Below are 12,637 nucleotides of genomic sequence, written 5' to 3' on the forward strand. Positions count from 1 at the left end.
AGCCGACAGCAACCAGACGCCAGTCAGCAGCCGACGGCCATAAGCCGCCGGTGACAGTACCCAGTGACTGGCGAGTCCAAGGCGCCCGGGGGCTTTGCCGGTCGGGTGCGCCAAGCCAGGTCGAACGGCGCCCTGCTGCGCCTACCCCGCAGCTGGTGGCTGGCGGCTGCAAGCTGGCAGCTCCACCTTGTCGTACACCTCCGCGAGTTCGAGCAGGCAGTCCACCGACTCCAGCGGGATCCGGTCGGTGGGCGCGCTGAAATCCGACAGCAGCCAGCGACCATCGCTCTGGCGGGTGTAGAGTTCCGCCTGCATCCGATGCTGTGAAATCAGCAGGTAGTCGCGCAGGCTCGGGATCAGGCGGTAGGAGGCGAACTTGGCGCCGCGGTCGTAGCCCTCGGTGGAGTCGGACAGCACCTCGACGATCAGCGACGGGTTCAGCAGCAGGTCGGTGCGCCCGTCGAAGAACTCCCGCTCGCCGCAGAGAGCCGCCAGGTCCGGGTAGCGTCCCTCGTTGGCGGCGCGGATATGCACCTTCATGTCGTTTGCGTAGACGCGGCAGGGGCGGCTCTCGAAGGCACTTCGCAACTCGCCACTGATATTGGTCACGATGAGGTTGCGGGCCTCGCTCGCGCCGGGCATGGCAAAGACCTCGCCATCGATGTATTCGCTGCGGGTCTCCAGCGCCGCGCGCTCGTCGGCGAGCCAGTCCTCGATGCGGTAGAAGGGCTTGGGCTGGGCGGACATGGGCGGTTTCTCCTGGGGCTTTACCCCTGATCGTAGCGCGAGGCCCGGGTGTCTGCCCGTTGCTGCGGCGCCGATGCTGGACCGGTCCTGCAGCGGCTTCGCAAGCCCTCTCACTCGTCGGCGATGGCCACGTCCTTGCCGGCGGAGATCAGCGCGGCGGTCTTGGCATCGATATAGTCGAACGGGCTGTCCGGATAGTCCCGGTAGTGGCCTCCTCCGACGTATTCCAGCAGGCCGATGAAGTGGTAGCGGTAGAGCATGCTCTCGATGCGGGCGATTTCCTGCTTGTCGCCGGCGGGGCCGTCCATCAGCACCAGTGTCGGGCGGTAGTCCACGCCCAGGTCCGCGGCGAGCTGCCGTTGCGTTGTCTCGCCACCGTCGGGGCCGATCAGTGCCGCGTCGGACAGGGTGTCGATCCGCACCGTCGTGAACGGCGCCAGGGCCTGTTGCACATCCGCGCGCGCCAGATGGCCGGCATGCAGGTCATCGCAGGCGCTGCAGGCGTTGTCCTCGAACAGCAGGGCGAGCGGTCCGTCGATGCGGCTCAGGTCATTGACGTCAGCCGCTGAGCTGACCTGTGGGTGCTCGCGGAATGCGTAGCCTAGCTGGCGCCTGTGCTCCCGCCTCTGTTCCTGCAGGTAGTCGCCCAGGGACTGCTGCTGGTAGGCCTTGCTGTCCACATAGTCCAGCACCTGCTTCATCTCCGCGACCTTGCGATACCCGCTGATCCGCGCCACGGGTGTGTTGTGCTGATCCAGGAACACCAGCGTGGGCGTGAAGCGGACGTCGAGCTGGTCCGCAAGGGCCTTTTCCGTCAGCGCCGTGTCGGCGTCGAGGGCCACTTCGCGATCGCCGCGGACATTCAGCGCGATGACATCGAAACGCGACTGGATGAAGTCGCTGTCCGGACCGCTCTTGAAGTTCTCCTCGATCATCTTGTAACAGTACGGGCAGCCGTTCATCTCCAAGAACAGGATCACATGCTTGTCGTCGTCGGCGGCCTCGCTCACGTCTTCCGCGATGTCGAGAAAGCTCTCCTTGAACCAGGCGGGATGCGCGGTCTGCTTGCCGCCGGTGACGGCCCCCGGCGCGGTGGCGTTAGCGGCGTCTTGCGCGCCGGCGGTGTTGAACAGGCAGGCGCTCGCAAGCAGCAGGCCCGGCAGCAGCAGGCGCTGCGCTGGCAGGTGATTCACGGCCATGGCGGTTGATCCTCAGTGCGGTGATTCGGGGTGTCGTTGGCGCGCTCGGGCGGGGTGCCGGGCGTTACCCCAGCATCTGCGGGGCTGTTGTGCGGGAAACAATCCACGCGCACCGATGCATGCCACAGTTGGCGGATCAGCTGCACTGTCTGCGCCGCCGGGGCGGCGCTGGTCCAGATGCGTTCGGCGCCCGGGTCCTGTCGCGGGTTGAGCAGGCCCGTCTCGGTCAGGCGGCGACGCACCTGGCGCGCCACGGCAGCGCCGGAATCGGTGATGATCACGTCGGGCCCGGCCAGTTCGCGGATCAGGGGCGCCAGGTGCGGATAGTGGGTGCAGCCCAGCACCAGCGTGTCGGCGCCGCGCGCCAGCAGGGGCAGCACGTAGTCGGCGAGCAGGGCGCGCGTCGCGTCGCTGTCGAGCTGCCCTGCCTCTACCTGTTCCACCAGGCCGGGGCAGGGTCGCACCAGTACCTCGACCCGCTCGCGGAAGCGGCCGACCAGTTGCAGAAACCGATCGCTGACCAGGGTGCCGCTGGTGGCCAGCACGCCCACCACCCCCGAGCGGGTCTGTTCAGCGGCGGGCTTGATGGCCGGCTCCATGGCGATGACGGGGATGTCCAGGCGCGCGCGCAGCGACTGCGCGGCAATCGCGGTGGCGGTGTTGCAGGCCACCACCACGGCCTTGGCGCCCTCGTTCCGCAGGCGTTCGCCGATGGCGATGGCCCGCGCCTCCACCTGGTGCGCGGGCTTGTCACCATAGGGCGCGTGGCCTGAGTCGGCGATGTAGAGCAGGTCCTCGGCGGGCAGTTCGCGGCGGATCTCGCGCAGTACCGTCAGGCCGCCGACGCCGGAATCGAACACGCCGATGGGACCCAGGCGAGCCGTCATGGCCGATGCCCGGCCTGCAACATCCGAGCGCCCGAATCCGTCAGCACCAACGGCTGCCCCGGGGCGCAGGGCGGGAATGGGTCTCGGTGCGGGTGCGGCTGGGGGTACATCTGGGGGCACATCTGGGGGCTCTGGCGTGCTTGCGGCCTCGGGATCATAGCCCAACCCGCTCCCGCCGGGGTCGACCATTACATCCGTCGCGGTGTTGTCGTGGGGTGTAGAATCAACTCAACACGACAGGAGTATCCGATGTCCAAGCGCGATGTCGTCATGGTCCTTGGGTCCACGGACCGCCGTGGTTTCCTGGGACTCGCCCTCGGCGGTCTCGTCGTCACAGCCGTGGGCGGGCTTGGGGGCTGTTCCACCGCGCCGCTGCGGGTGGCCGTCTCGCCCTGGGCCGGTTACCAGTTCCTGATACTGGCGGAGCAGGAGGGCTGGCTGCCCCCCGAGCAGATCCGTCTGCTGCGAACGCAGACCCTCGACGCCTCGGCCGAGGCGCTGGCGCAAGGGCGTGTCGATGCCGCGGCCCTGACCCTTGAAGAGGTGCTGGTGTTGCGCTCGACGGGCCTGCGCCTGCATGGCGTGCTGATCTTCAACGTCTCCGCCGGCGGCGATGCATTGCTGGCACGACCGGGAATCGACAGCCTTTCGGCCCTGGCGGGCAAGCGCATCGCGGTGGAGGATTCGAGCCTCGGCGCGGTGATGCTGCACCATGTGCTGCAGGCTGCGGGCCTGGATGCAGACGCGGTGACCGTGGAGCCGATGCAGTTCGACCACGTTGCCGCCTGGGAGCAGCTCGCGCCCGACGCCATCATCACCTACGAGCCATCACTGACGCTGTTGCAGGGGCGCGGGCTGGAGCGCCTGTTCGACAGTCGACAGATGCCGCGACGCATCCTCGATCTGCTGGCGGTGCGCGAGGAGGCGTTGCACGAACAGGGCACTGCCTTGCGCACCCTGATCGCGGCGCACTTCCGGGCCCTTGAGCGTTGGCACCGAAATCCCATTGATACCGGATACCGGCTGGGCGCGCTGCTGGGTGTGCCGGCGGTGGAGGTCAAGCGGGTGTTCAGCGGGCTCGACCTGCCGGATGCCGTCTACAACCGCCAGTACCTGACACCGCCGGCAAAGGGGCTGACCCGGACCGCCCGCGAGGTCGCCGATATCATGGTCCAGGCCGGCCTGCTGCAGCAACGCCCGCCGCTGAACGAGCTGCTGCTGCCCGACTTTCTGCCGCCCCCCGCCGCATGATCCGGCGCCCCGTTCTGCTGTGGCTGTTGCTGTGGCTGCTGCTGTGTCCGGTAGTGGCGCCAGCTCAGTCCCAGGCGCAGTCCCAGCCGCAGCCCCGGCCGCTGACAACGGTGACCATCGGCGTCCTGGCCGCGGGTCCGTTGGCCGCGGAACAGGCGCGCTGGCAGCCGCTGGCGGAGCATCTTGCCGACGCCCTTGGCGATGTGCAGGTCCGGCTGCAGGTGCTGAGCCATGGGGATCTGATCCGGGCCGTCGAGGGCAGGCGAGTGGATCTGCTGCTCACCAACGCCACCGACTACCTCGCGCTCAGCCACCGCATCGGGCTCTCGGCGCCGCTGGCGAGTCTGGTCGAGCAGGCCGATGGCCAACCACTGCTCGGCTATGGTGGCGCCATCCTGGTGCTGGCCGGACGTGCCGATCTGCAACAGCCGGCCGATCTTGCCGGGCGGCGCATCGCCGCCGTCGATACGCGGCTGCTGAGTGGTTTCCAGGCCCAGGCCTACGCGCTGTACAAGGCGGGCGTGCCGCTGCCCGAGGCGGCAGACATCCTCACGGATCCGGCGCCGGAGGCGGGTCTTGCGGCGCTGCTCGACGGGCGCGTCGATGCGCTCTTCGTGCGCGGTGGCCTGCTGGAGCAGTGGCAGCGACAGGGACTGATCGCGCCCGGCGACCTGCGCCTGCTCGGGCGCAGCGACCTGCCCGGCTACCCCTACGCGCTGTCGACGGCGCTCTACCCCGGTCGCCCGCTGGTCGCCATGCCCCAGCTCGATGCCGATCTGGCCAAGCGTGTGGTCGCCGCGCTGCTGCTGATGCCGGACAGCGTCGGGGTGGTCGGCGTCCAGGGCTTTGCGCTGCCGCATGATTACGAGCCGGTGCGTACCCTGGCCCGTGCCTTGCGGTTGCCGCCGTTCGAGAGCGAGCCGGTGATCAACTGGTCGGCGCTCTGGCGGTTGCACCGCGGGCAGATCATGGCCCTGGCCGTTGGCGCCATCGTCATCCTGGGGCTGCTGTTGTTGCTGGCGCTCCATGTGGTCCGGCTGCGTGCGGCGCGCCGTGACAGCACCCGGCACCAGCGGGAGCTGGAGCATGAGCGCGCGCTGCTGCGCGAGCGGCTGAAGGAGCAGGCGTGTCTGCAGCAGGTGTTGCGCGCCACCGAGCCCCTCGACACACCCCTCCGGCAGATGTTGCGGACAGTGGTCGAGCTGCTGCCGCCGGCCTGGCAGCATGCGGAGGTTGCGGCCGCGGCCATCGAGCTGGACGGCGAGCGCGTCTTCACCGCAGGCTTCAGTGACACGGCCGCGGCGCGACAAGTCGCCCCGATCCGGCTCGACCAGACCGACCTCGGCCGGGTCAGCCTGGTGTATCTGCAGCCGAGGCCGCCGCACGACGAGGGGCCCTTCATGCACGAGGAGCGGGTGTTGATCGATGCCGTCGCCGCGCGGCTCGCCAGCGTCGTCGAGCGCCGCCGTGCCATGGTGCGGTTGCGGGCGAGCGAGGAGCGCTTCCGTCGCCTGTTCGAGGACACCAAGGAGGCGGTGGTGCTGATCGAGGACGGGCGGTTCAGGCACCCCAACCAAGCCTCCCTGGCCATGATGCACATGGACCGGGCCGACCAGCTGGAGGGTATCAGCCCGGTGGACATCTCCCCGGAGCGCCAGCCGGACGGCGAGCTGTCCAGCGTCAAGGCCGAGCGGCTGATCCGCGCCGCCGTGGCGCAGGGCGGCCTCCTGTTCGAGTGGCAGCACATCCGCGCCGATGGCGTGCTCATCCTGTTGGAGGTGCTGCTGACCCACATCCAGGATCCGGAGAAGACACTGCTGCACGTGGCCTGGCGCGACATCACTGAAAAGCGCCGCACCGAGCGTGAGCTGGAAGACTACCGCCAGCATCTGGAGGGCCTGGTTGCCGAGCGCACCGCGGCGCTGGATGCCTCCAACACCGCGCTGCAGCGGGCCAAGGAGCAGGCCGAGGCGGCGAGCCAGGCCAAGAGCGAATTCCTGGCCAACATGAGCCACGAGATCCGCACGCCGATGAATGCCGTCATCGGCATGGCGCATCTGGCACTGAAGACCGAGCTCACGCCGGCGCAGCGCGGCTATCTGGGCAAGATCCTGGGCTCCGGCCAGCACCTGCTCGGCATCCTCAACGACATCCTCGACTTCTCCAAGATCGAGGCCGGCAAGCTCGCCATCGAGCGGCGCGCGTTCAACCTCGACGAACTCTTCGACACCGTTGCCAATCAGCTGATCCAGCGTGCCACGGACAAGGGCCTGGAACTGGTCATCGACATTGCCGCCGACGTGCCCCGACGGCTGCTGGGCGATGAGCTGCGGCTTGGTCAGATCCTGCTCAACCTGGGCGGCAATGCAGTCAAGTTCACCGAGCAGGGCGAGATCGACATCATCGTGCGCCTGGTCGAGCCCGGCGTTGAGCCCGGTGCCGAGCCCAGTGCCAAGGGCCGTGTTGGGTCCAATGCCGAGCGCCGTGCCGACCAGGTGCTGCTGCGCTTCGAGGTGCGCGACACCGGCATCGGCCTGAGCCCGGAGCAGCAGGAGCGGTTGTTCCAGAGTTTCCAGCAGGCCGACACTTCAACCACGCGCAAGTACGGTGGCACCGGCCTGGGGCTGGCGATCTCCAGGCGGCTCACGGAGCTGATGGGCGGCGACATCGGGGTGGACAGCACGCCGGGGCAGGGCAGCCGTTTCTGGTTCACGCTGCCCCTCGGGGTGAACCGCGCGGCCCCGCGTCGGCGCCTGCCGCCGGCGGACCTCAGGCATTGTCCGGTGCTGGTGGTCGATGATCATGCCTACGCCCGTGCGGTGCTGCGTGAGATGCTCGCCGGCATGGCCTTCGATGCCAGCGAGGCGGCATCTGGGGCAGCGGCGATCAGGGCGCTGCAGCAGGCCGACAGTGCCGGCAGACCCTTCCGGGTGGTGTACCTGGACTGGCGCATGCCGGAGATGGATGGCCTGCAGACTGCCCGTGCGATCCGTGCCTTGTCGCTGGGCGCGCAGCCGCAGTTGATCCTGGTCACCGCCTATGGCCGCGAGGAGCTGTTCGGCGAGGCCGAGGCCGTCGACATTGCCGAGGTGCTGCTCAAGCCCGTCAGCCCGTCGATGCTGCTCGACAGCACCCTGCGGGTCCTGGTCGGGGTGGGGGTCGGGACCGAGGACACGGACGGGGTCGCCGCATCCCTTGCCCCCGCTGCGGAATCCCGGACGCCGGCGGAGGTGGCGCTGGACGACCTGCGCGGCGCACGCATCCTGGTGGTGGAAGACAACGCGCTGAACCAGGAGGTGGCCGTGGAACTGCTCACCAGTGCCGGCTTTGCCGTGGATCTGGCGGAGGACGGTGAGCAGGCGGTCGCCCGGGTGCAGGCGGCAGACCACGATCTGGTGTTCATGGACATGCAGATGCCGGTCATGGACGGCCTTGCCGCGACCCGCGCCATTCGTGCCCTGCCTGGATTGGCCGATCTGCCCATCGTTGCCATGACTGCCAATGCCATGGCAGGGGATCGCGAGCGGTGCCTGGCGGCGGGCATGAACGACCACCTGGCCAAGCCCATCGACCCGGATGCCCTGTGGGCCATGGTGCGGCGCTGGATCAGGCCGCGCGCCGGGCTCGGCGGAGACGCTGACGTGGCCGCCGATTCCGGCCCAGCCGCACCGGGGGCGGTGGCCGGGTCGCTGCCGGTGGCCTTACAGGCCCTCTCCGAGGTGCCGGGGCTGGAGCCGGAGGGGGCGCTGCGGCGGGTGCAGCGTCGGGAGCGGCTCTACCTGTCGTTGCTGCAGCGGTTCGTTAGCAGTCAGCGCGGCTTTGCCGAGCGTCTGGCAGCGGCCCTGGCGGCTGGGGACCTGGCGACGGCCCGACGCGAGGCGCACACCCTGAAGGGCGTTGCCGCGCAGATCGGCGCCGCGCCATTGAGCGCACTGGCCCGGCAGCTGGAGCAGCGACTGGATGCGCTCATGGGCCGGCAAACGAGCCAGCCAACGGACCAGCAGCCGGACCCGGCGGCGCTGGAGCCGGTGCGTACGCAGACAGCGCAGTGTCTGAGTGCGCTCATCGAGGTGTTGTCGGAGCGGCTGCCGGCCACAGCGCCGGTGGCATCAGCCCCGGTCGCTGCCGATCCCGCCACCGTGCGGCGCGTCTGCGGGCAACTCGCCGAGCGGCTTGCCGCCGACGACTTTGGCAGCGCCCAGGTGCTCGCGGAGCACGAGGGCCTGCTGCGTGTCGCCCTGGGGGCGCACTATGTCACGCTGGCCGAGGCGGTCTCCGCGTTCGACTTCGGCGCGGCGCTGGCAACCCTGCGCTCAGCCGGGCTCTGCGGCGACCCGGCTCAGGACTCGCCCAGACCGTAGGGCGGTGGCGACAGGCGCAGCCGCGGGCCGTCGTCGCTCAGACGCACCTCGCCGCCCTCGGCGGCGCTGATCTCCACCACCACCAGCAGCGCGTAGCGTCCGGGTGACTGGGGGCTGGCGTTCACCACCCAGCCCGGGGCCTGCCCGGATCTGCTGTTCGGCACGCTGAGCACATCGCCGGGGCGTGGCGGCTGGTCGGTCTCGACTTCTGCAACGTACATGCGCCGTTTCAGCTTGCCCAGGTACTGCATCCGCGCGACCACCTCCTGCCCGGTATAGCAGCCCTTGGTGAAGCTGATGCCGTCGATCAGCTGCATGTTGGTCATCTGCGGCACGAAGGTGTCGCTGGTTTCCGGCAACACCGTCGGCAGCCCGGCGCGGATGTCGTGCAGCGCCCAGAGGTCCGCGTCGGCCTCGACGGCGGTGTCGGCAGCCCCGCTCCACAGGGTGCGGGCCTGCTCGGCGGGTCCGATGAACAGGTGGCGCGGGCTGTCCCCCGGCACGCGCACCAGGCTCGCGGCGCCGGCCTGGACCAGGCCGTTGTCGTGCTCCGGCAGGCTGCCGAAGCAGTGGCTCAGGGCGGCATCGGCGCAGCTGCCGATGATGCCCAGGCAGACCAGCGCATCGCTGGCATCCTCGATGCTGACCTGGGCCCGCAGCACGAACAGGCGCAGGCGCTTCATCAGGGGCGCGATCTGGCTGCGCGGCAGCACCAGGAATAGGCTCTGCTCCATGCGTAGCACGCGGAAATTGGCCAGCATCCGGCCCTTCGCGCTGCAATGGCTGCTGAGCTGGGTGTGCTGCGGGGACAGTTCGCGCAGATCATTGCTCACCTGTGCCTGCAGAAAGTCCTCGGCGTCGGGGCCGGCGACGGCGATCAGTCCCAGATGGGACAGGTCCGTGAGCGCGCAGGGGGCGTCCGGCTGCGTGCCGCCTGGGAAACAGGCGCTGCCGGCCAGCGCCCCGGTGTCGCGCAGGGTCGCGGAGCGGGTATGCAGGAATGCTCGCCAGTCTTCATTCATTTGGGTGCTCTCGGTAGCTTGCGGGATGCCGGCGGGAGGAACCGGCCCCGCCGCCGAAATCCGACATGGCAGCGCCGGCGGCATTCCTCAAGCCGTTGCGGCCGGGACGACCTGCGGCAGATGCTGGTAGCATGCCCGGACGTTGTTCCACTCAAGGTGATTCGTTGACCATTCATCAAGCAGGCGGCCGCGTCGTCGCAGACAGTCTGGTGCTCTACAAGGTCCGTCCGGCGCGGGTGGTCTCGGTCGGGGAGAAGATCGAGATCCAGGTCGATGGCGGCCAGAACAAGCGCGTCCGGCCCAAGGACATCCGTCTGCTGCATCCCGGGCCATTGACCCGTCTGACGGATCTGACGCCGTGCGAGGGTCAGATCGACGAGGCCTGGGAACTGCTCGACGGCACCGAGACCGACCTCAAGGAACTGGCGGAACTGCTTTATGGCGAGTTCACCCCGGCCACGGCCTGGGCAGCCTGGGAACTGCTGGCGGACGGACTCTATTTCGACGGCACGCCGGAGGCCATCCGCCCGCGCCCGCGGGACGCGATCGAGCGTGACCACGCCGAGCGCGAGGCCAAGGCGCGGGCCGAGCAGGAGCAGCAGGCCTTCATGCAGCGGCTGCAACAGGGCCGCATCGATGCCGGCGATCGCGACCGGCTGCTAGAGGTGGAGCGTCTGGCGCTGCAGCAGTCCGAGCGCAGCCGGATCCTGAAGGCACTGGACCTGACGGAGACGCCGCAGAGTGCACATCGCTTTCTGGTGCGGGTGGGCTACTGGTCAGCGGACCACAACCCCTATCCCGCCCGCTCCGGTCTGGCGCTGACCGACCCCGAACTGCCGGTGCCGGCGCTGCCGGACGAGGCGCGTCTGGACCTGACCCATCTGCCAGCCTTCGCCATCGACGACGAAGGCAATCAGGACCCGGACGATGCAGTGAGCATCGACGGCGAGCGTATCTGGGTGCATGTGGCGGATGTTGCCGCCCTGGTGCCCCCGGACAGCGAGGCGGACCTCGAGGCGCGCGCCCGTGGCGCGAACCTGTACCTGCCCGAGGGCATCGTCAACATGCTGCCTGCCGTCGTCACCGAGCAGCTCGGGCTGGGGCTGCAGCCGGTGTCGCCGGCACTGTCGTTCGGCTTTCGCTGTGGCGAGGACGGAGAACTGGCCGACATCGATATCCGCCCGACCCTGATCCGCGCCGAGCGCCTGAGCTATGCCGAGGCCGAGACGCGGCTGCAAGAGGGCCCGCTGGCGCGGCTGGCGGCGGCCGCGGCGCGCTACCGTGCCCGACGCGCCGCCAACGGCTCCGCCAGCATCGACCTGCCCGAGGTCAGCGTGCGCGTGCGCGATGCGGAGATCCTGATCCGGCCCATCGACCGGCACGGCTCCCGGGCCATGATCACGGATCTGATGCTGATGGCCGGTGAGGCGGCCGCCCGTTTCTGCACCGAGCGGGCGCTGGCCATTCCGTATGCCACGCAGCCGGCGCCGGAGTCGATCCAGCAGCCGCAGGGCATGGCGGCGATGTATGCCTACCGGCGCCAGTTCAAGCCCAGCCGCCTGGTGGTGGAGCCCGCGGCGCACTTCGGGCTGGGGCTCGATCGCTACACGCGGGCCACGAGCCCGCTGCGGCGCTACGCCGACCTGCTGGTACACCAGCAGCTTCGCGCGCTGCTGCGCGGAGACCCGCCGCTGAGCGCGGAGCAGATCAGCGCCCGTGCCGGCGAGGCGGAGCAAGGTGGCATCGCCGTGCGCCGGGCCGAGCGGCAGTCCAACCAGCACTGGAAGCTGCTCTATCTGCGTCGGCAAAAGGGCTGGCGCGGCGAGGCGGTGGTGGTGGAACTCGGCGAGCGCAAGGCCACCGTGATCGTGCCGGAACTGGCGCTGGAGGCGCGGGTCCGGGCCCGGCCGGAGCTGGCGCTGGATCAGCGCATCGCGTTGTCGGTGGCGGAGGTGGACCTGCCGGACCTGGATTGCCGGCTACGGGTTGAGGACGCCTGACCGCCGATACCTGGCCGGCTCAGGCCGTGGCCTGATTCCGCAGGCCCTATTGCGGGGCCTGGTCAGATGTCGCCGGCAGCAGCGCCCGCGCCCGATCGAAATCCGCCGGGGTCAGGTACTGGATGACGACGCCGCCGTCGCGGTCGCGGGCGATGTCCATGCCGCGGTCCGGATAGAGCCAGTGTTCGACGCCGTTCTCTTCGGTGCGCCGTTCGGCAGGGGCGCCGAAGTTGCCCTCGATGTCGCGGGGCTCAAGGCTCTTCCAGGGCAGGTAGGTCAGGCTGCGGATGGGCTCGCCGGCCAGGGCCTCGACGTCCGTCGGATCCATCTTCACCTTGCGGCTGCCGCTGCCGGTCTTGCTCACGCGCAGGCCGCGGTCGAACATGCCCGCCAGGCGCTCCTCGCTCAGCGCCAGCGTGACGATCCAGTCGGCGCGCAGGTTGCTGAGCAGGATGTCGTCGAAGTAGACCTCCACGGCATGGCTGCCGTCGGGATTCTGGAACAGGTTGACCTTGCCCTCCTCGCCGAGCAGGGCGCGGACGTCACTCAGCGAGCTAACACCGATGGTCAGGTCGAACACCCGGGGCTGACCGACGGGGTCGCGGGTCACGTCCCAGGGGTAGAGGCGCAGGCCGGCGCGCTCGTCCGGGATGATCGACAGCAGCAGCCAGATGCCGATGAAGCCCATGAGCGCGGCGGCGAGGACGGACAGGATGATCTTGCGGTCCATGGATGTTCCGGGTGGGGGCGGAGGACGCTGGGCTTCAGTCCGGCAGCAGGCCGGCGACCACGCGCCGGCCCTCACTGACCAGGATGTTGTAGGTGCGGCAGGCGGCGCCGGTGTCCATGATCTCGACGCCGATGCCGCGCGCCAGCAGCCCAGCGTACAGGGTCGGGTCTGGAAAGCGCTGCACCTGCCCGGTGCCGATGATCACCACCTGCGGCTCGGCGGCGAGCAGGGCCTCGAGGTGACCCGCCGTCAGGTCTCCGGCGGCGGCCGGTCCCCAGTCGGTGCTGACCGATTGTGCAGTGACCATCAGGGCGCCGCTGTAATCCTGGCCGTTGATGCGGACGCGGCCGGCATCGTAGGCCTCGATCAGGTTGGTGCCGCTGTCTGCGATCTCGGAGAATTTCATGGTGTGATCGGGGCCTGGAACGTCGTGCCTGCTG

General features: G+C 69.4%; 9 protein-coding genes. 3 read left to right on the forward strand and 6 right to left on the reverse strand.

The window, feature by feature from the left end; all coding sequences use genetic code 11:
* Window positions 1-141: 141 nt before the first annotated feature.
* The 3 genes from F2Q65_RS03425 to murI form a co-directional block, all read right to left on the reverse strand.
* Entirely contained in the window at window positions 142-747 is a 606-nt protein-coding gene (locus F2Q65_RS03425; RefSeq protein ID WP_150090435.1) for a Uma2 family endonuclease, read from the reverse strand.
* Between the two features lie 110 nt (window positions 748-857).
* The gene (locus tag F2Q65_RS03430; protein ID WP_150090437.1) at window positions 858-1,946 is read right to left on the reverse strand and encodes a thioredoxin family protein; all 1,089 of its coding nucleotides are present in this window, start codon (window positions 1,944-1,946) and stop codon (window positions 858-860) included.
* Window positions 1,937-2,833, reverse strand: coding sequence for a glutamate racemase (murI, locus tag F2Q65_RS03435; protein WP_150090439.1), 897 nt, complete (start codon window positions 2,831-2,833; stop codon window positions 1,937-1,939). The genes F2Q65_RS03430 and murI overlap by 10 nt, the downstream gene beginning before the upstream one ends.
* 249 nt (window positions 2,834-3,082) lie before the next feature.
* Between murI and F2Q65_RS03440 the strand changes: the two genes are divergently transcribed.
* Both F2Q65_RS03440 and F2Q65_RS03445 read left to right on the forward strand, forming a co-directional pair.
* A complete protein-coding gene (locus F2Q65_RS03440) occupies window positions 3,083-4,084 on the forward strand; it encodes an ABC transporter substrate-binding protein (RefSeq protein ID WP_150090441.1) in 1,002 nt (333 codons plus the stop codon).
* Window positions 4,081-8,445 carry a response regulator gene (locus tag F2Q65_RS03445; protein ID WP_150090443.1) on the forward strand — a complete coding sequence of 1,455 codons (4,365 nt, stop codon included), beginning with the start codon at window positions 4,081-4,083 and terminating at the stop codon, window positions 8,443-8,445. The genes F2Q65_RS03440 and F2Q65_RS03445 overlap by 4 nt, the downstream gene beginning before the upstream one ends.
* Here the strand turns inward: F2Q65_RS03445 and ygfZ are convergent.
* A complete protein-coding gene (gene ygfZ, locus F2Q65_RS03450; protein WP_150090445.1) occupies window positions 8,424-9,467 on the reverse strand; it encodes a CAF17-like 4Fe-4S cluster assembly/insertion protein YgfZ in 1,044 nt (347 codons plus the stop codon). The genes F2Q65_RS03445 and ygfZ overlap by 22 nt on opposite strands.
* Before the next feature lie 164 nt (window positions 9,468-9,631).
* Between ygfZ and F2Q65_RS03455 the strand changes: the two genes are divergently transcribed.
* Window positions 9,632-11,467 (forward strand): RNB domain-containing ribonuclease, encoded by a 1,836-nt coding sequence (locus F2Q65_RS03455; RefSeq protein WP_246155946.1) that lies wholly within the window; start codon window positions 9,632-9,634, stop codon window positions 11,465-11,467.
* A 46-nt stretch (window positions 11,468-11,513) separates the two neighbouring features.
* Here F2Q65_RS03455 and F2Q65_RS03460 read toward each other — a convergent pair whose 3' ends face one another.
* Together F2Q65_RS03460 and F2Q65_RS03465 are read right to left on the reverse strand one after the other, a co-directional pair.
* Window positions 11,514-12,197: a hypothetical protein gene (locus tag F2Q65_RS03460; protein ID WP_150090448.1), complete on the reverse strand. Its 684-nt coding sequence runs from the start codon at window positions 12,195-12,197 to the stop codon at window positions 11,514-11,516.
* 34 nt (window positions 12,198-12,231) lie between these two features.
* Window positions 12,232-12,603 carry an Mth938-like domain-containing protein gene (locus F2Q65_RS03465; RefSeq protein ID WP_150090450.1) on the reverse strand — a complete coding sequence of 124 codons (372 nt, stop codon included), beginning with the start codon at window positions 12,601-12,603 and terminating at the stop codon, window positions 12,232-12,234.
* Between the last annotated feature and the right edge of the window lie 34 nt (window positions 12,604-12,637).

The organism is Thiohalocapsa marina (assembly GCF_008632335.1).
Classification (GTDB): Bacteria; Pseudomonadota; Gammaproteobacteria; order Chromatiales; family Chromatiaceae; genus Thiohalocapsa; species Thiohalocapsa marina.